Consider the following 20,536-nt stretch of genomic DNA (forward strand, 5'->3'; position numbering starts at 1 on the left):
CGGTCGTTTGCGCTCGCTCGGGGTATACTTTCGACTATATACGGTTCTAATGTGCATGCATTGGGCCTATTTGTCGGATTATGGATGTGGAGCGCACATGGCGAACACCCAGAACTATATTAACCACCTGCTGCAGAACACCGGCATCACGCCGGCATGCAGCGAAGAAGAGCGCTTGGCTGCCGAGGATATCGCTCAGATCTTCCGCAACCACGGCTTTGATCCCGAGGTTCAGGAGTTCAGTGCCCCGGCGCCCAGCAGGTTGGCATTTGCCGTTACCGGTATTCTTGCGTTTGCCGGCGCCCTGCTGATGGGCATCGGCGGCGGCATCGGCTTGGTCGGCACCTTGCTGGCCATTGTCGGTGCCGTTCTTTACGTGCTCGAGCGCACGGGCCATCCCGTGGTTTCGCGCCTGGGCAAGACGGGCGTGAGCCAAAATGTCATCGCCTACCACAAGGCCTCGGGCCCGCTCGCGTCTCCGCGCAACCGCCCGGTGGTCGTTGTCGCACACTACGACTCTCCCCGTGCTGAGCTGCTCGCCCGCGAGCCCTATGCTTCGTATCGTGCGCTCATCGCCAAGCTGTTGCCCGTTGCCACGGTTGCCCCTGCTGCCGTTGCCATCTTGCGTATCCTGCCGCTCCCCGGCGCGCTCAAGGTTCTGCTGTGGATTGTCGCGATCCTCGCTTCCCTCGTTGCGCTCGCCAACGCGGCAAACATCATTTCTAACCGTTTTGTGCTTCCCTATACGTCCGGCGCAGTGTGCAACAAGTCTTCTGTCGCCGCTATGCTCGGCGTTATGGACAACGTTGCTCCCTTCCAGGGCGAAAACGAGTTTCCCGACGATGTTCCGTTCGATACCTATTTTGGGGAGCAGAAGCGTCGTGCCGAGGAGATGGCGCGCGCAGCAGCGGAGTATGCCGCGGCCCAACAGCAAAACGACTACGGCAACACCATCGAGTATGAAGAGCCTACCTACGCCGAGGACGAGTTCGGTCAGCCGATTGCTCCCGACGCTCAGACCGAGCCCGAACAGGGCGAGGCTTTCGACGAGCAGATCGAGGGCTTTGAGGGTGCGTCTGCCGACGAGACGCTGATTGGCGCCATCGTGCCCGAGGATCAGAATCAGGCTGTCCAGGCCGAAGAGTTCAATGACGAGGTTCCCACTGCCGAGCCGGCGGAGGAGCCTGTCGCGGCCGAGCCCGAGCCCAGGCTCTATCGCAATGCCGCCGGCAACATCCGCTTTGGTTCGGATGCCATCCGTGCGCTCGGAATGCTTCCCGAGTCCTGCACGCTCGATTACGAGGAAGGCGAGGAGCCGACGTTTGAGCCCGAGCCTGCCCCCGTCGTGACTGCATCTGCGCCCGTTGTCGCCGTGGATGATGAGTCTGCCGCGGTTGCCGCTGCCGTTGCCGAGCCCGAGGCGGTGTCCGCGATCGATCCCGCGGTAGGACTGGACATTTTGGCTCCCGCCGCGCCGGCGCAAGACGTTACGGACGAGCCTGACGACGATTACGCTGAACAGCCGAGGCGCGTGTCTTACGAGAGCGATACTGATTTCTCGGCCGAGATTCCCGCGGCAACGCCCCATGCCGATATTGCATCCGCGTTCTCTTCGATTGGCGCCAGCGCTTCCAACTTCTTTAAGGGTGCGCTTGCAAAGGGCAGGAAATTTGTCGACGATTTCGAGGGGAAGCGCGCTGCCGCACGCGAGGCTGCCGAGCAGGAGGCTATCGCTCAGCAGCAGGCAGCCGAGGCGGCACGTGAGCGCGCGGCGCAAGAGTTCGAGCAGAACGAGGCTATGCAGTCCGTGCCTGTCGACGCCGCCGAAGCTACAACGTCCTTTGAGGCTCAGCAGCACGTCGATAGCACCATGTCGTTTGATGCCGCGCAGTTCGATTCCACGATAACGTTTGAAAAGCAAGGCACCGCGATTGCCGAGCCCCTTCCTGTTTCCGATGAGCAGGGCGACGCGGCAGACGATGACGAGCCTATTGATGCTGCCGAAATCCAAGATGTCGCCGGGCACGAGCCCGTCGAGGTCAACTGTGACGAAGAGCAATACGCGGCAGCCGATCAAGGTGATTCGACCGAGGTCGAGCAGGAGGAAGTGCCTGCGGTTTCCGAGGCTCCCGAGACAGATGGGTCGAGGCCTTACTCCACGCAGATTTTCACCATGCCGATCCCGAGTGGTTCCGGTGCCACGGTTGCCGATGTCGCTCCCACTCAGGACGAAACGGTCGATTCCCTTATGGCCCAGATTTCCTCCCAAGCATCGCCGCGTCCGCAGATGAATGTTCCCGATCCGGCGTCGGCACCGTCGCCTGCACCCTCCTCGTCTCCGCTGGCTTCGGTTCCCGATCCGTCGCTGCCGTCGATGAAGCAGACAAACGTTGCGTCTCGCACGTCGCTGTTCGACCTTCCCGATCCCTCCGCACAGGTCAACGACCCCTTTGCTACCGCTCAGGGTCCCGAACCCACATCGGCACCCGTTGCGCCTCCTATGCCCGTTGCGTCGGGCGCACAGCCGATCGAGACCATTTCGGCTCCCGCCCCTGCGGCACCTAAGTCTCGCAAGCGCGGCCTGGGCGGCCTGTTCGGTCGTAAAAAGAAAAACGAACAGGACAGCATGAGTGACTGGCTGGGCGTCGAAGACGATTACGATGCCAAGAAGTCCGGTCGCGGCATCGGTTCGTGGGATAATTTCGAGGACGATAACGATGGCTGGAAGGGCGGCGCTACGTCTTCCGACGGCGCTTCTTCCGAAGATATGCTCTCGGCTGTCGCCTCTATGGGCGACGATGAGCTGCTCGGTCACGATATCTGGTTTGTGGCAACGGGCGCCTCGGATTGTGATGGCTCCGGTATGAAGGCCTTCTTGGCTTCGCATCGCGATAAGCTCCGCGGCGTCTTCTTCATCAATCTTGAATCCGTCGGCGCCGGTAGGCTTTCGGTGGTGACGGTTGAGGGCGAACAGCAGCTGCTCAAGGGCGATCGCCGCATCATGAACCTGGTCAGCAAGGTGTGCAAGTCGTTCCATGTCGATTGTGGCGCGCTCGAGATGCCCTATGCCAAGACCGATGCCTACGCCGCGCTCGAGGCGAGCCGCCGAGCCCTCACCATCGCCGGCGTGGACGGCACGCGTCTGGCTTGCGCTCGTACCGAGGACGACCTGCCCCACAATGTCAACCCGACGAACATTGCCACGGTATCCGAGGTCGTGACCGAGGTTATCCGCCGTTCGTAGACGGAGCTCTAAGGAGTCAACGTGTTTTCGTATATTAAGCGCCATTGGCCTGTCTACGTGATTTTGACCTTGATTGCCATTGCGTTAGGGCTTGGAGCTGCCTACATCGTGGGCGCGAAGGGCTCGACCCCCGCCTCCGCAATCAGCGAAGAGGTGGAGCAAGAACAGAGCACGGGTGCCGATGGGATTCCTGAGTCCGAGCAAGCAATCGTTGATGGTGGATCTTCGTCTGCAGAGTAGATGCGGCGATTTAAATGATTGAAAGCGGGCGAGCCGGGGGACTGGCTCGTCCGCTTTTTCATCGTGCTAGCGCTTCTTTGGGATTGACCTAAGGCGAGCGAACCATAGGGCTGCGGCACCCGAGGTCAGGAGCGCGGTGATGCAAGCGGCGATGGGAGCTGATCCTGTTGCCGGTAGGTCCTGCGGTAGGGTACAGCGTTGAATGACACTGTCCTCGTCATGTGACTCAAGTTTATCGCCGCCGCCGTTGCGGCAAAGATCGACGCGTGCGCTGTTGGTGAGTGCAGTTTGGGGTGTGTAAGCCGACGTTGCCTGCATGTGCACGACTGCGCCCCGAGCATCTGTGCCAAGGATTGCTTTGGCATCGTCAAGGTCGTCGTGCTCATCTTTGAGATCATCACGGGTCCAAGAATCCGTATCGCTTCGAGTCGTAAAGTCGGCGGCTACCGCACCGTATTCAATGCGAATGCCCGTCACGACGGTATTGGATGCAAGGTCGAGTTCTTTCGCCTCGAGTGTGGCGGATTCCGTGGTCGAGACATCCGCCTTCCAGAGGTGCCAGCCGTCGTAATCGACGAGGCGGCAATCTTCACCCAGACTCTCTTTTACTTCGTCGGACTCAAGCCAAGGATTTTCGTGCCCATCGTCAAGCGTCGCGTTTGCCGGCTCATCGACGTCTGTCGAGTCCAACGGCGTCGTGCGATACCACACGTTGCACAGACCGTTGAGGTCGCCGATGGCGACGGGGGTTTCGATTGAGACGAATCTCGCCGTGCCGTCTTTGGCGCACTCAAGATCATCGGTAATCGTAAACTCATCAACCCAAGTAGCGGAATCGTTTCGAGCATCGATGGTATAGGAGAAAAGCCCATCCGTATTGGTTTGCATCGCGGCGCGGTTTTTTCCATCGCCGTTAGCCAACAGACCCTTCCCGATAGGTTGGACAAGTTCCTGACGCTTGTCGACCTGTCCTTTGATCTCGATGGGCGCATCCTTCATCGCGACGGATTGGACTTCTCCCGTATCCTTTATTTCAAACGTTATCTCCTCGGCAAGGTCATGGGTCCGCGGAGACATCGTTTCGCGCAACGAGTAGGTGCCGGGTGCAAGATGTTCGATGCGGTGCGGCTTGTCGGATGAGGTCCAGGAGTCTATTTCGGTTTTATCGGGACCATATAAGGTGAGCTGTGCGCCTTTCACTTCCTGCTCTCCGCTTGCATCGACCTTGGAGATATCAACCTTGGTGTAATCGTCGGATACGTTAAGCCGTGCTTCCACAACGGGTGTTTTCTGGTCGGCATAGGTAAGGTCGACGATATGATGCGTCCGGTCGAGCAAGAAGCCGGTCGGCGCTTGAGTCTCGACAACCTCGTAGCGTGCGGTGCCAGATCCCAGCGGGAGGTCGTCCGCGCGTGCTTCTCCAGTTTCATCCGTCGTGACGGTAGCGACAGCCTCGCCGTCGAGCGCGGCAATGCTACCGTCGGGGCGCACGATATCACCTGAGGCACGGATCTCAAAGATGGCGCCCGCGAGGCTGCTGCCGTCTACGGCATCGGTTTTAACGATCCTGATGTTTCCGGTCGCGGCGTGGTCATAATACGAGACGATTGCAACGGGCGTTAGGTTTATATCGGCGGGTATGTTTACCTCGATCTCTCCGCCGACAAGATAGGGCTCTTTGGCCGAGGTTTCGCGTACATAATAGGTGCCCGGCACGAGCGATTCGGGCAGTGTGACGGTGCCGGTCGCGTCAGTCGTAAAGGTGTCCATTACGTTATGTGCTGGATACCAGCATGTTTGTGAGACAGGTTTGTGATTGCTGTCGAGGAGTTGGAAGGTGAATCCGGCTAGGGGAACAGAGGCGCCTGTTTGGGCATCGCGTTTTACAATCTGGAGATGCGTCGACAGAGCGTGGTTGTCCACGATATATTGAAGCTCGGCGCCGTCGGAAATCTGATTGGCCTCGACGGTCCATTCCCCCGCACGTTTAAAACCCTCGGGGACGGTTTCCGGAACCTCACGAACCGTGTAGCCGGCGCGGTCGTATGGGACGGCTCCGTGGACACCGGCTGGTCGCTTGCCTGTGCCGAACCATGCTTCGGGCTGGTCTTTGGTGGAGGCAAAGCCATAGATGTTTGTAGTCAGTGTGCCAACAACCTGCTGAGAGCTGTTACTGACAACCTCAAAGACAACATCTCCTGCCGGCTGCTCCAGGCCGGATTGATCGCTATTGCCGTAGTCCTTGAATTTGGAAATCTCAAGGTCAAACGCAATGGGGATATTGGAAACGCGAGATTCGATCTCGACCACGCCTGAATCGCCGAGTTGGTCGGCTCCAACGGTGTAAGACCAACTGTCACCGGAGGGCAAATAGCCCTCGGGCGCCTTCGATTCATAGATGGTAAAGGTTCCCAGGGGGACATCGGTGAGGGTAGCTCGACCGCTTTCATCGGTCCTGAGAGTTTGTGTCCATCCAGGGGTTGATTGCGATACGCACACGAATTCTGCTCCTGCGAGCGAAGCTCCAACTTGGGGGCCTGCATTCGTTGCGGCGTCGAGCTTTACAATGCGCAAGGTAATGGTGCCGGGTTGTTCATCAATGGTGACGTATCCGCCGTTATTCGTCGTGGTAAAGGCAATGCGATCGTGCAGGGGGATATAACCAGCTGGCGCTGTTGTCTCAACTAGGTAGTATGCCGTGTTGGGTAGGAGTGTTGCCTGCGCTCGACCGTTGCTGTCCATCTGGACGGTGCCGACACGCGCGCCGCTGGCGCTCTCAAAAACATCGAATGTTGCCCCGTCAAACTGATAAGTATTGTTTCCGCTGGTAATGGCAGCGTTTGCAGACTGCTTTTGGAAGGAAACAGAGACCGCCGGCAGTACATAGAGCATGTCTTGACGTTTGCTGCCGCCCGATACGGTTCCTATATAGCGCCGCGCGCGGTGCGGAGCGGCTTTGATGCTTCCTGATTTTGCGCTGTCGTGGAGCCACCGCGCTGCCGCCACGACTTCATTGTCGGCGGTAAAGTGCCCACTCTTGGTTTTGCCCTGAGCGGTCGTGTAGGAGTAGGTGCCGTCGACATGGGTAGTGCCGTTGAGCATCCATACGGCAAGCTGGGTGGCGGCGCGGGCGCGATCGGGTGAAAGATGGTAACCGCCAAACGACGTGGCGGTGGGATATCCGTGACAAACGATTGCCGCGAACTCGTCGTCGAGCCACACCCAGCCTTGATCAAAGTTGAGCCATGGGCCGCCCGGCTTGGTGGGGCCGGGGCGCTCCTGGTTCATGCAGTAGGCAATCGAGGCGTCTTGAGCTTCATACTTGCCGATGAAGAAGGGCCCACAATCATCGCTAATAGTGCGGAAGCCGAGCTGGTCGTAGCCATCGACGGCAAATGCGGCTCCCGGTGCCAGACAGCCGAAAAGCAGGAAGAGGAGCAGGAGCAGCGGACCTGTTGCGATTGCGCTGTGGACAGAGTGCGTGGGTGCGTTGGACATGGCTGCTCCTTATCCCTCGTGCGCCGCATGGGGAGGTTGCGACGCGTAGGATGAGGCTACCCCCGAGGTTCATGCGGGTAAGTACCGGAGCCTGACCAAAAGCTTGCCCAATTCCTGACAAATTGAGCTCAAATACAACAATCAAGCAAAAGCGCAGGTAGAAGAAAAGGAGAACAGGAGGTCAAAGGTCCTCGTCTCCACAATTGACGCGATTTTCAAACGAATCTTCACAGCTAAAACAAGCATCGCCACCCTTGTATCGAACAAGACAACCGCGTTATACTAGCCAGCACAAGCGGGCATCGCCAAGTGGTAAGGCATCAGCTTCCCAAGCTGACACTCGCGGGTTCGAGTCCCGTTGCCCGCTCCATTCGAATTTCAGGCACGGTAACGTTTCGCTACCGTGCCTTTTTCAATAAAGTGCCGGGACTCGAACCCGACAGGGTGCGAGCGTTAAATAAACGCGAAGCGTTTATAGCGAGCAGGCGAAGGCGCCGGCAGGCGCCTGAAGCCGGTGCGTATTTGCGAAGCAAATACGCAGACGTCCCGTTGCCCGCTCCATCGAGCGCGGGAGACTTCGGGAACGCCGGGTCCAACCCGCTTTGCCCGTGCATGTGTGCGGACCGGGTCTGCCGACCGCAGCCGGTGCGGATTTGCGAAGCAAATGCGCAGACGTCCCGTTGCTTGCTCCAATTCCAAAATGTTAGGTTAATGCCTGCTGCCCATACTTGCACCTGCGCACGGTACAATGGTTGGGTTACGACCAACGTGCCAATAACCAAAAAGGAGCCGCTATGATCGATCGCTATACCCGCCCGGAGATGGGACACATCTTCTCCCTCGAGAACAAGTACGCCATTTGGCAGGAGATCGAGGTCCTGGCCTGCGAGGCCCAGGCGGAGCTCGGCAAGATCGGCATTTCTAAAGACGAAGCCCAGTGGATCCGCGACCATGCCAACTTTGAGAAGGCAAAGGTCGACGAGATCGAGGAGGTCACGCGCCACGATGTCATCGCCTTCCTGACCAACATGAAGGAGTACATCGATGCCGATGTTCCCGAGGGCGACCCCAAGCCCAGCCGCTGGGTTCACTATGGCATGACCAGCTCCGATCTGGGCGACACGGCTCTGTGCTACCAGCTCACTCAGGCCTGCGACCTGATCATCGAGGACGTCAAGAAGCTCGGCGAGATTTGCAAGCGTCGCGCCTTTGAGGAGCGCAACACGCTCTGTGCCGGCCGCACTCATGGCATCCACGCCGAGCCGATGACCTTCGGCATGAAGTTCGGCTCTTGGGCCTGGGAACTCAAGCGCGATCTGGATCGCCTTGAGGACGCCCGCAAGAATGTTGCCTTCGGTGCCATCTCGGGTGCTGTCGGCACGTACAGCTCCATCGAGCCGTTTGTCGAGGAGTATGTCTGCGAGCACCTGGGCCTGGTTCATGACCCGCTGTCCACGCAAGTTATCAGCCGCGACCATCACGCCTATCTCGCCGGCGTTCTTGCCACCACCGCGGCCACCTGTGAGCGCATCGCTACCGAGGTTCGCAATCTGCAGAAGACTGATACCCTCGAGGCCGAGGAGCCGTTCCGCAAGGGTCAAAAGGGCAGCTCCGCCATGCCGCACAAGCGCAACCCGATCACCATGGAGAAGGTCTGCGGTCTGTCGCGCGTCGTGAAGTCCAACGCTCAGGTTGCCTTCGATAACGTCGCCCTGTGGCACGAGCGTGACATTTCGCACTCCTCTGCCGAGCGCGTCGCCCAGGCCGACAGCTTCATCGTGCTCGACCACATGTTCCAGTGCCTCATCCGCGTTATCGACGGCCTGCAGCTGTACCCTGCCCGCATGATGGCCAACCTCAACAAGACCCGTGGTCTCATCTTCTCCTCCAAGGTTCTGCTGGCCCTCGTCGATACGGGCATCACCCGCGAGGACGCGTACGCCATTGTGCAGGAGAACGCCATGGCAACCTGGCATGAGGTACAGGATTGTGTCTCCGGCCCCACCTTTAAGGAACGTCTCGAGGCCGACCCGCGCTGCACCGTCAGCCAGGAGAAGCTCGACGAGATCTTTGATCCGTGGGACTTCCTCACCCGTATCGACACGGTCTTTGATCGTCTGGAGCAGCTGAGCTTCGAGTAGGCTGGCTTTATTCGACCGCTTGCGGATACATTTCAACCATTGGCGCCTTGCCCGTCTTGGGCGAGGCGCTTTTTTCGTTGCTGCCGCAGGCTCCGGTAATAGAATGAAAATTCGGCTGCCGTTTCGATGAAAGGGGGCACGTGCCCAGACGCATCAAGCGGGCCACCATCGTCTCGTTTACGCTCATACTCCTTGTTGCCGTCTGTGCGGGCGCCCTGACGTATACCGTTCGAAGCAGTTCTTCCTCCTCGAATGAAGCCGATAGAGATCTCCCGGTGCTCAAAATCGGCGTTACGGATAACGACCCCTATGTGTATGTCGATACCACGGGCGATTACGCCGGTATCGATATCGACATCGCCCGCGAGGCCTGCAAGCGTGCGGGGCTCAAGCCACAGTTTGTCGATATTGACTGGAACGATCGCGACCGGCTGCTCAAAAACGGTGATATCGATTGCCTGTGGTGTGACTATTCTCCCTGTTATCGCGAGGATAAGTATTACTGGACCGAGCCGTATCTAACCGTGACGGTCTCGGTTGCCGCCAAGAAAACGAGTGGCATCAAGTCCTTGGCACATCTCGATGGAAGTAAGACCATTGCGGTGATTGCGGGTTCGGTGAGTGAACGCCGATTGCTTGCGGGGGATCTGGGGGTCTCGTCGGACGTTCAAATCAAATCATATGGCTCTGCCGAACTCTGCAAAGCCGCTCTAGTCAAAGGGTACGTTGACTGCTGGATGGCGGATGTCCAGTCGCTTGACCGACTCGTTGCTCAGTATCCCGGCGTTTACCGTGTGTTTGCCGACAATGTTATGACGGTTGACCTGGGCGTCGCGTTTGATGACAGCTATGAAGGATCGGTCGTAAAGGATCTCAATACCGCGCTGTTCGACATGGATCGAGATGGCACGATTGACCGTATTGTGGGCAATTACAAGACAGGAGCGACGACGGGCGGGCAAGGAGGAAATTCATGACAACTGATGAGCACCGCTTGAGTCGAAAGACTCTGAACGTCATAGCTGCCAGCGTTATTGTCAGCGCCGTCTTGTTAGGCCTGTTGTATACGGTTGGAACCCATCGCTGCCTCGAAAAAACGCTTGGGTTTGGCCAAGAAACCATGGTGTTTTTGGAGAACGCTTGCGAAAAATATGACCGCTACGAACAGGGGAGAAAAACCGAGGCGACGCACGATTTGCTCGCCGCGGTCGAATCGTTTGTGACGTTCCTGTCCTCTGATCGCGTTGAGGTTAACGACGATCTTATCGAGCAATTTGTCCATGCTGAGAACCTTTCGGGGCTGATGGTCATGGACTCCGATGGCCATATGGCTGCCCACTACGACATCGATGGTCGCGACCCGCTCATGTTGTGGCGAGATGAGTTGGCCTGTTCGCCGGTCGCATCGATGTATCAAGGTTCCAAAGTGACCTACTCAACTGTCGATGAGCGCCGTGGTGTCGTTTTTGCCGTCTGTGCTGTTCCGTATGGCGACGGCGTTGCCCTGGCATACCGCTCACTTGTTTCCGATACGGCGGACGACTATTCATATGCCATAGCCGACGTGCTTTCGAACAGTACCTTCCACCAGGGTCCCACGGTGCTTGTTATGGAGGATGCGGAGATTGTCTCATCCAACAGTGCCGATGCTGACGTGTCGCTCGCCCGACTCCTCACCAGCGTAGGAGTTGAGTGGAAAGACGACGGCCTGACGCGCATCGAATATCGAGGAGACGAATGGTATGCCGTGCGTGCGGCATATAAGGACTACCGCCTGTTTGCGCTATATCCCAAATCTGAGGTCATGTCTGACAGGATTTCATTTGTCGCCGTCGGCGTCTTGGTGTGTCTTGCGTTTTGGGTCGTGGTGCTGTTGGCTCGAAATATCGTTGACCACCGCAATTTGGTCGAAAAGGATAAACAGCTCGGCATTATCAATGCCATAAGCGCCATCTACGATTCGACCTTCCTTTTGCATCTCGACACCCTCGAGATCGAGGGGATCAATATGTCGCCGGCGATAGCGAAGATATTTGCCGAGCACAGCGAGGCATATGACTTTATGGACACGGTCTGCCGGGATATCGTGAGCCCCGAAAGCCGCGAAGCGGTTGTGGGACTCGTAGATATAAGTTCGCTTCGTGAACGTATGGAGGGCGTACCGTACTTGGCTGCCGAGGTGCGAGATTGTCGAGGCGCTTGGTACTCGCTACAGGTTGTCCCCCAGCATCGCGATGAGCAAGGCCGGCTGGAGTCGGTCGTCGTGGCGACGCACAACATATCGATGGTCAAGCATGCCGAGGAGCTGTCATATCAAGACAAACTGACGGGGCTTCGCAACCGCAACTATCTTGAATCGCGCGGAGATAGCCTGGTAAACGAGGACTTGCCCGTGAGCGTGATTATGCTGGACTGCAATTATCTCAAGCGGACCAACGACATCTATGGTCACGAGATGGGGGATGAACTGCTGCGACGGACGGCGTCCGTGCTGCGGCGGGTGGCTGGTGCGGATTATCTGCCGATGCGCCTTGGCGGCGACGAGTTTTTGCTGGTTTGCCCCCATACTGACAACGAGTCTGCGCTCGGGCTGGAACAGGATCTTCGTCTCGGTCTTGCCGCGGTAAGCGATGAGGCCCTGACGGTCAGCGCATCGATTGGCGTGGCGACCGTCGAGACGGCTGGAAATACGCTGGCCGATGTATATCGTGTCGCCGACCACAATATGTATCGGGAGAAGCGCACGGTCCACGCACAGGGTGCGGACTGCTAATCTTGCCCCCGCGAGTCCATGCATCGTAGGATGTTGAATCGGTGCTTGCGATAATAAGTCGGCCCAGGCGGGGATAATAGACGTCTGAAATTTCTTTCTGAGAGGGGATCTCAATGATTAGTTTTGACTACAAGCCGCAGGGTGTATGCTCTCGCAATATTCACCTCAATCTCTCTGACGATGGCAGCAAGGTGCTGGGCGTTGAGTTTACCGGCGGCTGTGACGGCAATCTCAAGGCAATCTCCAAGTTAGTCGAGGGTGCTCCTGCCGATCGCGTAATCGAGGTTCTCGCCGGTAATACCTGCGGTATGAAAAAGACCTCTTGCGCCGATCAGCTTACGCGCGCTATCGAGGCCGCTCGCGCCGAGATCGCCTAATGGGTATCGCCGACCACATCAAGAATGGAATATCGCGCCGTGGCTTTGTGCTCGGCGGTGCCGCCGCGGGCGCTGCCACGGTGCTTGCCGGTTGCTCGAAAAAAACGGGCACCAGCGACGATGCCGCCGGCGAGCCGCAGGTTATCAAGGACGATTCGAAGATTGTCTCGATCACTGATGAGTACGAAGCTGTTGATATCGATCTTGAGCCGGCGGCGTCGTGGACGCTGCCGCTGGGCACGCTGCTGTACTACTGCGATGGCGACTACGCCGCCGCGATGATGGCGCCTGCTTCTGCCCTGCATGCCAATACGCTTGGTGTGCTCAACCTGGGCGATGGCTCGCTTACCACATTAATCGAGGATCCTATCGAGGGCACGGGATATGCTTTTTACGATGTCCGTGCCGGCGATGGCGTGTTTGCGTGGGTTGAGATGAACTTTGCCAATTCATCGTGGAAGCTCTACGCTCAAAATCTGTCGGGCGCTTCGCTCTCTGGCGACGCGGTTGAGCTCGATCGGGGTGGCAAGGACTATGATCCGCCACTGTTTACGGCGTTCGGATCATCAGCCATCTGGTATAAAATGCCTTCGGCAGGCGGCAATAAAACGAGTAGTGATTCGTTTTGCTATCGTCGCTCGCTTGATGAATCCAAGGCCGAGACAATTTGGAAATCGACGGGCCGCTTTGCGTCGGCCCCGCGCGTGAGCGACGGCATTTTGACCATCTCGCCGCGTGTCCGCAACGACGAGGGCGTCTACTACGGCATAACGGCAATCGATCTGACCGATGACAACAACACCAAACGTGCCCAGCTAGTCCTTCCCTCGTCAGTCTCGCCTTTCGAGGCCGTATATATGGGCGATACCTTCGTGTTTTCTATCGAGGCGACCTATAGTGGCGTGGGCAGCCTGGGCAACATGGGCACGTATATCGGTAATGAGGGAGGGCCGTACCTCTTCCTGTCCCGCGAGCCGCTCGCATGTGCTGCCGGCAAGAAGAATAAATATCTCGTTAAGGTACAGTCATCGCATTTTCTCATCGACACTTCTGCCAAGACCTATGGCTCGCTACTGTCGCCCGACCGCGCTTTGGAATATGGCGATTATCCAGCTACGGCGGGAAAATCGGACTCATTCCTTACGTACGCCACGGTGCGCAACAGCCAGGGTATACCCGAGACGGTCACCGCACGCCTATTCTCTCTTTAAGCTTAGAGGGGTTAAAAAGGCGCCAACAGGGGAATAAACGCGTTGTAATTGTGAGTACCGCCCGCCGAGCTGCCGCGTCATAGTGGCATCCGGCGGGCTCAGGTGCGTTAAAATGGGCTTGTTCTTAGCTGATTGAGACAGGGGGGCCGTGTTATGGCTTCAGATGCAAAAAAGATTCTGCTGGTCGAGGATGAGAAGGCAATCCGTGACGCCGTCGCTGCCTATCTCGAGCGCGAAGGCTACTGGGTTGTGGGTGTCGGCGACGGCCAGTCCGCGATCGAGGAGTTCGAGAAGCATCAGTTTGACCTGGTCGTGCTCGACCTTATGCTCCCCAAGATCCCCGGCGAGCGCGTTTGCCGCACCATTCGCGATACCTCGGATGTCCCCATCATCATGCTGACTGCCAAGGGCGAGATCGAGGACCGTATTATCGGTCTTGAGCTCGGCGCCGACGACTATCTGATTAAGCCGTTCTCGCCGCGCGAGCTTGTCGCGCGCGTTCGCGCTCTGTTCCGCCGTGCCCATCAGGCCGACGAGCCAGCCGTCGAGGTACTCGACTTCGGCGATCTGGTCATCGATATCTCGGGCCACAAGATTTTGGTCGAGGGCAAGGAAGTCGACCTGACGGCTTCCGAGTTTAAGCTGCTCACCACGCTTGCCCGTCACCCCGGTCGCGTCTACAACCGCATGGAGCTGGTCGAGAAGGTGCTTGGGTACGACTTTGAGGGCTATGAGCGCACCATCGATAGCCACGTGAAGAACCTTCGCGCCAAGCTGGGCGATGATCCCAAGAAGCCCAAGTGGCTCTACACCGTCCACGGTGTCGGCTATCGCTTCGAGGCTCCGGCCAAGACCGATAAGTCGGACGAGAAATAGGGAAATCACATATGACACCTGCGCGCTTTGAAATCGGACAAAAGCACAAGCAGGAGAGCGAGGCGGGTTCCAAGGCTAGTTGGAACACGCCTCGCTCCGATTCACGGCCAACGATGAGCTATCCCTCGCGCATGGCGCTTGCTTTTGCTCTGACATCGCTCATGACGGTATTGGTGCTGGTGGGCGTGGTCTCTGTTGTGTGGGGCACGGTCTTTTCGGATTACACGCGCTCCAATATCGTCGAAATCGCAAATTCCGCTGCCGAAAAGCTTGCGACGTCGTATGAGGAAAACGGCAATTGGACTGCGGGCGAGCTACGTACGGTCGCGACATCGAGTTTGGTGTCCGACGATTTGGGTATGCAGGTCGTCAACAAGAAAGGCGTTGTCGTTTATGACGACTCATGGCCTTCGGCAAGCGCGACCGCCGATGTGCGCGAGAACGAATCGCCGTCGAGCAGCTCGAGCGGGAAAAAAGCATCGCATAGTCCGGTCTCGTCGGCTCCCACCGGCTCCGATAGCGTTGCAAACGTCGAAATCATAACGTCTTCCGGCGAGCATGTCGGACAAGTAAAGCTGTGGGCCATCGGCTCCGATGCCTTGCTCACCAAGGCAGATTCTGCGTTTAGGGAGAAGACCTTTAACGCCATGGCCCTTGCTGCGGTTGTTGCAGTTTGCATTTCGGTCGTTATCGGATCACTCGTGTCGCGCATGCTCACCAAGCCGATTCACCGTATTACCAGCACGGCCAAGCAAATTCGCGATGGCGATCTGTCTGCTCGTACGGGCTTGCGCGGCGATGACGAGATCGATCAACTGGGCGAGACGTTCGATGAGATGGCCACTTCGCTCGAGAAGGATATGAAACACGAGAAACGTTTGACCTCGGACGTGGCTCACGAACTTCGTACTCCGCTTATGGCCATGCTCGCAACGGTCGAGGCCATGCAGGATGGCGTATATCCTACCGACGATGAGCACTTGGAGACTGTTGCTTCCGAGACGCGTCGCCTGGCTCGTCTGGTGCAGCAGATGCTCGACCTGTCGCGCATGGAAAACAGCACGGCTCCGCTCAACCTTGAGCCGGTGGACATGGTTCCTTTCGTGCGTTCCATCGTCAATGCCCAGGAGCGCCTGTTTGTCGACCGCGATCTGCGCTTGCGCTTTGCTGACGAGACCCAAGGTCACGACGATGTCGTCGAAGCCGATCCCGACATGATCACACAATGCGTCATCAATCTCATGAGCAACGCCATGCGCTACACCCCCGAGGGCGGTTGGGTCGTGGTGTCGGTGCTCAGTGACCGCAAACACGTCAGCATTGCCGTTTCTGATACCGGCATCGGTATTGCCAAGGATGACTTGTCGCGCATCTTCGGCCGTTTTTGGCGCGCCGATGCCAGCCGTGCCCGTGAGGCGGGCGGTCTGGGCGTGGGCCTCGCCGTGACTAAACAGATCGTCGAGCGCCATCACGGCTACATATCCGTGGAGTCGGAGCTTGGAAAGGGTACGACTTTTACGATTCATCTGCCTCGCGAGCACACGGCGGACGCGGCATCTACTACAATGGAGCACTAGCTTTTCGCTATTCGGTGAAGGAGGGGTTTCGTCCCTGCCGCTCCGAGTTTGCGAAAACGTGCGGGAAAGAACCCGCATTACTGTCGTATTTTGGTAAGGAGTGACTCACGTGACAACGATGGAGCGTCGTCCGGATTCCCGTGGCAAGGTTCGTGATATCTACGATGCCGGTGAAAACCTGCTGATGGTCGCCACCGACCGCATTTCTGCGTTCGACTTCATTCTTCCCGACGAGATTCCGTTTAAGGGAGAGGTGCTCAACCGCATCTCGGCATTCTGGTTCGATAAGTTTGCCGGCATCGTTCCCAACCACCTCGTTTCCATCGACCCGGCGGATTTCCCCGAGGAGTTTGCTGAGTATCGTGACTACCTCGCCGGCCGCGCCATGCTGGTTAAGAAGGCCCAGACGATTCCTATCGAGTGCATCGTCCGCGGCTATCTGACCGGTTCGGGCAAGAAGACCTACGACGAGAACGGCACCGTCTGCGGCATCCAGCTGCCTGAGGGCCTGACCGAGGCTTCCAAGCTTCCCGAGCCGCTGTTCACGCCGTCCACGAAGGCCGAGATCGGTGACCACGACGAGAACATCTCGTTCGAGCGTTGCTGCGAGATCGTGGGCGAGGACATCGCCACGCAGATTCGCGACCTTTCCCTCAAGATCTACAAGGCTGCCGCCGAGTATGCAGCGACCCGTGGCATCATCATTGCCGACACCAAGTTCGAGTTCGGTGTCATCGATGGCAAGGTTACGCTGATCGACGAGTGCCTCACGCCCGACTCCAGCCGTTTCTGGCCTGCCGCCAGCTACGAGGAGGGCAAGATTCAGCCCAGCTACGACAAGCAATTCGTCCGCAATTGGCTCAAAGCCAACTGGGATATGACGGGGGAGACCCCGCATCTGCCCGCCGAGGTCATCGATGGCACGTCCGAGCGCTATCGCGAGGCCTTCCAGATCATCACGGGCTCCCAGTTCACAAGCATGAAGGAGAACGCATAAGTGAGTACCCGTAGCGCCACGAACAAGCGCACGCAATCCCACGAGGTTACCGGGGTTGCGCGCAAGTCCGCTGCATCCGCCAAGCCCGCCCGTCAGGCAGCGAGCTCTGTCCGCGTCGTGCCGGCTTCGTCTAAGGCACGCCGCAAAGAGCTCGAGAAGGGCGAGAACCTCGAGGGCCTCTCTAAAGAGGAGAAGCGCGCCCGCAAGGCTAAGCAGCGCGCCAAGGAGGATCGCATCTACACGGTGTCGAATATCCTTCTCAAGCAGGATGAGGACTACACCAAGCGCCGCCGCATCTGGTGGGCCGTGCTCACTATCGGCATGGTGCTCGTCGTGGCCATTTGGGCTTCGCTGTACTTCGCTCCCGCTGGCATGGTGTCCAGCCCTGTCCAGATGGTCGGCATTGTTTTGTCCTACGTCGTCATTTTGGGTGACTTCATCTACGACTTCGTTCGTATTCGTCCCCTGCGCAACATGTACCGCACGCAGGCCGAGGGCATGTCCGAGAACAAGCTCAACGCCCTTATCGAGCGCTCGGCTGCCGAGGAGGACAAGAAGGACTCCAAGAAGAAGTAGCGTTTGCATGCATACTTATCGCTAAGATATAAGGCGCGTCGTTTTTGCGGCGCGCCTTTTTACTGTTCTATAGATAGATGGAGTGGCACATGATTCGAGCTGCCCTGACGGTCGAAGAGGCTCTGGAGGGCATGAAGGCCCTAGAGCCCAAGATTAAAAACTATGCGCGCCTGGTTGTCCGCAAGGGCGTAAACGTCAAGCCCGGTCAGGAGGTTGTCGTTCAGTCTCCGGTCGAGTGCGCGCCGTTTGCGCGCGTGGTGGTCGCGGAGGCCTATGCCTCCGGTGCCGGTCACGTGACGGTTATTTGGGCCGATGACGCCGTGACGAGGCTCACGTACGAGCATGTCGAGAAAAGCTATTTTGAGCAGACGCCCGAGTGGAAGCGCCTGCAGCTTGATTCACTGGCCCAGGATGGTGCCTGCTTTATCTTTATCGAGGGTGCGGACCCTGCCGCTCTTAAGGGCATCGATCCCGCTAAGCCTGCTGCAGCTTCTAAGGCAAGGAACACGCAGTGCAAGGTCTTCCGCCGCGGACTGGACTACAACATCAACCCGTGGTGCATCGCCGGCGCGCCGGTCGTTGCCTGGGCGCGCGAGGTGTTCCCGGGAGACGCCGATGAGGTTGCAATCTATAAGCTGTGGAATGCGATTCTGCATACCGCTCGCGCCGATGGCCAGGACCCGGAGAGCGACTGGGAACTCCATGACGCCGCATTCGAAAAGAACCTGCGTTTCCTGAACGACAATCGTTTCGACTACCTGCATTACACCTCGGCAAATGGAACCGATCTGACGATTGGCATGACGAAAGGTCACGAGTGGGCCGGCGGCAAGGGCAAGACGCCCGATGGGCACCCCTTCTTCCCCAACATTCCCACCGAGGAAGTCTTCACCTCGCCTGATCGTATGCGTGCCGACGGTATCGTGTATTCGGCTATGCCGCTCATTCACCACGGTAACAAGGTTGACGATTTTTGGATTAAGTTCGAGGCGGGCCGCGTAGTGGACTACGATGCCCGCGTGGGTAAGGCGACGCTTGCGAGCATTATTGACACCGATGAAGGTGCCGCTCATCTGGGTGAGGTCGCGCTTATCTCCAAGAACACGCCGATCCGTGAAAGTGGCGTTCTATTCTATGACACGCTCTATGATGAGAACGCTAGCTGCCATCTCGCGCTGGGTGTCGGTTTCCCCGAATGCATCGAGGGTGGGTATGACATGTCCAAGGAGGAGCTCCTGGAGCATGGCGTTAACGTCTCGAGCACGCACGTCGATTTTATGATCGGCACGGACGATATCGATATTACGGGCATTACGCCTGATGGACGTGAAGTTGTGATTTTCCAGAACGGCCAATGGAGTTGGGAATAGCCCCAGACCGTGGTACAATGCCACCCGCGGGCCGTTAGCTCAGCTGGCAGAGCAGGGGACTTTTAATCCCAAGGTCCAGGGTTCGAACCCCTGACGGCCCACCATAGAATAGAAAAGCGACTGGCGGATGCCGGCCGCTTTTTTGTTGCCGCGACATGGGTTCGAACCCGAAAGGGCGCGGAGCTGAGTAAACGCGTGAGCGTTTGCCAGCGCAGCGCGCAAGGCGCGAAGCGCCGCAGCGGCCGTCTGCAGAGCAGGCCGAACCTCTGACGGCCCACCCAAAGAAAGGAAAACGAAATGAAAACAGATAGATACGGAATTAGCGGCAGCACATTAAAGATAATAGCGGCCATTTCGATGGTTCTCGATCATGTAAGCAGGATCGTCCTGACCAATGGAATCATGACTCACGCATCGTACAATCAGATATCAGACGAACAGTGGGCGATTCTAAGCGAGGCTTCGGATGTGCTTCATGTTCTTGGCAGAATTGCATTTCCCTTATTTTGCTTTTTGATAGTTGAGGGATTTTTGCATACTCATGACATAAAGAGGTACCTGCGAAATATGCTTGTCTTCGCAATCATTGCGGAGCCCATATACGATTTCGTTCAAACCGGGCAACTATTTAACCTCCGGCAACAAAATGTTATGTGTGAGCTCCTGCTTTGCTTGGTCTTCTTGATAATTCTGGAAAAGATACAAAGCCTTTCAAAATGGAAGAGGTACATCGCAGAAACTGCTCTGATTGTTTTGACAGCACTGGCAGCTGAATACACTAAACTAGATGGCGGTGTGTATGGCATTCTGCTTGTGGCTGCATTCTATTTATTCCACGACAGCAAGGCCAAGATGTTCTTTGCTGCAGTATGCGCAGTGCTCCTTTCGTCATGCCATATAGTTGGCGGCGGATTTGAGTTTGCTACAGCTAATATATTTAATCCTGATGTTGCTGCCGCGGTCGTTTCGTTGCTGCTTATCAATCTTTATAATGGCAAGCGAGGGCTGAAGCTCAAATATTTCTTCTACATTTTCTATCCGGCTCATCTTGCTCTGCTTTATGGTGTCTCACTTATTGTTTTGAACTGTCTTTAAAAACTCTCAAACAAGTCTCTGAAAGCAGAACTAAATTGACCCTAAGACTGCTTGTGAATTTCCGGAAGACCTGTGAGATACGAGGATAGACAACGAGGGCTGTAGAAAGATGCTTCGAAAGCATGAATGGCAGCGAGAAAATGAGTTCGGAAGAACCCCTCTGGATGCTCCAGCATAGAATAGAAAGCGATTGGCTCCGGCTGGTCGCTTTTTTGTTACCGATGCACGGTTCGAACCCGAACTTCTATATATAGGAACGCTTGGCGAACAAAACCTGCCTTTTACCGACGGGAAACAAATAACCGATGCTTTTGGAGTAAAGTGGCGCTCCAGAGATGACCGATGCCTCAACATCTATAAACCAGCTGGTCACCGCCAATATCAGAAGCTGATGCTTCAGTTATAACCTCAGTGACGTGACTGAGGGACCTATTCATTTGTGAACAAAATATGGAGTGCGCGATTCCCGCCCCCGGCGCCCCTCCGGTCTGGCAATATATCTCCTTGCCGCGCGGCCCGGTCGGACCGGATCAGCCGCCAGGCGTGCACCTTGAGAACCGG

General features: G+C 57.2%; 14 protein-coding genes and 2 tRNA genes. 15 read left to right on the forward strand and 1 reads right to left on the reverse strand.

What is annotated here, in order from left to right:
• The first annotated feature begins 97 nt into the window (after positions 1 to 97).
• Entirely contained in the window at positions 98 to 3,244 is a 3,147-nt protein-coding gene (locus I2E13_RS04275; RefSeq protein WP_195404268.1) for a hypothetical protein, read from the forward strand.
• 21 nt (positions 3,245 to 3,265) lie between these two features.
• Positions 3,266 to 3,484 (forward strand): hypothetical protein, encoded by a 219-nt coding sequence (locus I2E13_RS04280; protein ID WP_117776722.1) that lies wholly within the window; start codon positions 3,266 to 3,268, stop codon positions 3,482 to 3,484.
• A gap of 66 nt (positions 3,485 to 3,550) precedes the next feature.
• Here I2E13_RS04280 and I2E13_RS04285 read toward each other — a convergent pair whose 3' ends face one another.
• A complete protein-coding gene (locus tag I2E13_RS04285; protein ID WP_195404269.1) occupies positions 3,551 to 6,982 on the reverse strand; it encodes a SpaA isopeptide-forming pilin-related protein in 3,432 nt (1,143 codons plus the stop codon).
• Between the two features lie 295 nt (positions 6,983 to 7,277).
• On the opposite strand from I2E13_RS04285, the gene I2E13_RS04290 reads away from it, so the two are divergent.
• From I2E13_RS04290 to I2E13_RS04350, 13 genes are all read left to right on the forward strand, one after another.
• Positions 7,278 to 7,352: transfer RNA gene (locus I2E13_RS04290), tRNA-Gly, on the forward strand.
• Between the two features lie 424 nt (positions 7,353 to 7,776).
• On the forward strand, positions 7,777 to 9,123 hold the full coding sequence (gene purB, locus I2E13_RS04295; protein WP_195404270.1) for an adenylosuccinate lyase: 1,347 nt from the start codon (positions 7,777 to 7,779) through the stop codon (positions 9,121 to 9,123).
• Between the two features lie 140 nt (positions 9,124 to 9,263).
• Complete coding sequence (locus tag I2E13_RS04300; protein WP_158551316.1) at positions 9,264 to 10,100, forward strand: substrate-binding periplasmic protein; 837 nt, start codon at positions 9,264 to 9,266, stop codon at positions 10,098 to 10,100.
• Positions 10,097 to 11,896: a GGDEF domain-containing protein gene (locus tag I2E13_RS04305; RefSeq protein ID WP_117647833.1), complete on the forward strand. Its 1,800-nt coding sequence runs from the start codon at positions 10,097 to 10,099 to the stop codon at positions 11,894 to 11,896. Before I2E13_RS04300 ends, I2E13_RS04305 begins: the two co-directional genes overlap by 4 nt.
• Positions 11,897 to 12,009: 113 nt before the next feature.
• Positions 12,010 to 12,273 carry a TIGR03905 family TSCPD domain-containing protein gene (locus I2E13_RS04310; RefSeq protein WP_089572560.1) on the forward strand — a complete coding sequence of 88 codons (264 nt, stop codon included), beginning with the start codon at positions 12,010 to 12,012 and terminating at the stop codon, positions 12,271 to 12,273.
• Positions 12,273 to 13,484, forward strand: a complete 1,212-nt coding sequence (locus I2E13_RS04315) for a twin-arginine translocation signal domain-containing protein (protein WP_195404271.1) — start codon at positions 12,273 to 12,275, stop codon at positions 13,482 to 13,484. Before I2E13_RS04310 ends, I2E13_RS04315 begins: the two co-directional genes overlap by 1 nt.
• Before the next feature lie 153 nt (positions 13,485 to 13,637).
• Positions 13,638 to 14,360: a response regulator transcription factor gene (locus I2E13_RS04320; protein WP_006236208.1), complete on the forward strand. Its 723-nt coding sequence runs from the start codon at positions 13,638 to 13,640 to the stop codon at positions 14,358 to 14,360.
• Positions 14,361 to 14,371: 11 nt separating this feature from the next.
• The gene (locus I2E13_RS04325) at positions 14,372 to 15,937 is read left to right on the forward strand and encodes a sensor histidine kinase (protein WP_117634753.1); all 1,566 of its coding nucleotides are present in this window, start codon (positions 14,372 to 14,374) and stop codon (positions 15,935 to 15,937) included.
• Between the two features lie 118 nt (positions 15,938 to 16,055).
• Complete coding sequence (locus I2E13_RS04330; protein ID WP_117563999.1) at positions 16,056 to 16,934, forward strand: phosphoribosylaminoimidazolesuccinocarboxamide synthase; 879 nt, start codon at positions 16,056 to 16,058, stop codon at positions 16,932 to 16,934.
• Entirely contained in the window at positions 16,935 to 17,510 is a 576-nt protein-coding gene (locus I2E13_RS04335; protein WP_055251296.1) for an ABC-2 transporter permease, read from the forward strand.
• 89 nt (positions 17,511 to 17,599) lie between these two features.
• Positions 17,600 to 18,880 carry an aminopeptidase gene (locus I2E13_RS04340; protein WP_117634755.1) on the forward strand — a complete coding sequence of 427 codons (1,281 nt, stop codon included), beginning with the start codon at positions 17,600 to 17,602 and terminating at the stop codon, positions 18,878 to 18,880.
• Positions 18,881 to 18,908: 28 nt separating this feature from the next.
• A tRNA-Lys gene (locus tag I2E13_RS04345) sits at positions 18,909 to 18,984 on the forward strand.
• Between the two features lie 193 nt (positions 18,985 to 19,177).
• A complete protein-coding gene (locus tag I2E13_RS04350; protein WP_195404272.1) occupies positions 19,178 to 19,975 on the forward strand; it encodes a TraX family protein in 798 nt (265 codons plus the stop codon).
• The last annotated feature ends 561 nt before the right edge of the window (positions 19,976 to 20,536 follow it).

The organism is Collinsella aerofaciens (assembly GCF_015554145.1).
Lineage (GTDB): Bacteria > Actinomycetota > Coriobacteriia > Coriobacteriales > Coriobacteriaceae > Collinsella > Collinsella aerofaciens_AA.

Excerpts from the sequence above, each read along its gene's own strand:
- I2E13_RS04310 (WP_089572560.1), top strand. The coding sequence starts at position 12,010 with ATGATTAGTTTTGACTACAAGCCGCAGGGTGTATGCTCTCGCAATATT.
- I2E13_RS04350 (WP_195404272.1), top strand. The coding sequence starts at position 19,178 with ATGAAAACAGATAGATACGGAATTAGCGGCAGCACATTAAAGATAATA.
- purB (WP_195404270.1), top strand. The coding sequence starts at position 7,777 with ATGATCGATCGCTATACCCGCCCGGAGATGGGACACATCTTCTCCCTC.
- I2E13_RS04320 (WP_006236208.1), top strand. The coding sequence starts at position 13,638 with ATGGCTTCAGATGCAAAAAAGATTCTGCTGGTCGAGGATGAGAAGGCA.
- I2E13_RS04325 (WP_117634753.1), top strand. The coding sequence starts at position 14,372 with ATGACACCTGCGCGCTTTGAAATCGGACAAAAGCACAAGCAGGAGAGC.
- I2E13_RS04305 (WP_117647833.1), top strand. The coding sequence starts at position 10,097 with ATGACAACTGATGAGCACCGCTTGAGTCGAAAGACTCTGAACGTCATA.
- I2E13_RS04315 (WP_195404271.1), top strand. The coding sequence starts at position 12,273 with ATGGGTATCGCCGACCACATCAAGAATGGAATATCGCGCCGTGGCTTT.
- I2E13_RS04340 (WP_117634755.1), top strand. The coding sequence starts at position 17,600 with ATGATTCGAGCTGCCCTGACGGTCGAAGAGGCTCTGGAGGGCATGAAG.
- I2E13_RS04330 (WP_117563999.1), top strand. The coding sequence starts at position 16,056 with ATGGAGCGTCGTCCGGATTCCCGTGGCAAGGTTCGTGATATCTACGAT.
- I2E13_RS04285 (WP_195404269.1), bottom strand. The coding sequence starts at position 6,982 with ATGTCCAACGCACCCACGCACTCTGTCCACAGCGCAATCGCAACAGGT.
- I2E13_RS04275 (WP_195404268.1), top strand. The coding sequence starts at position 98 with ATGGCGAACACCCAGAACTATATTAACCACCTGCTGCAGAACACCGGC.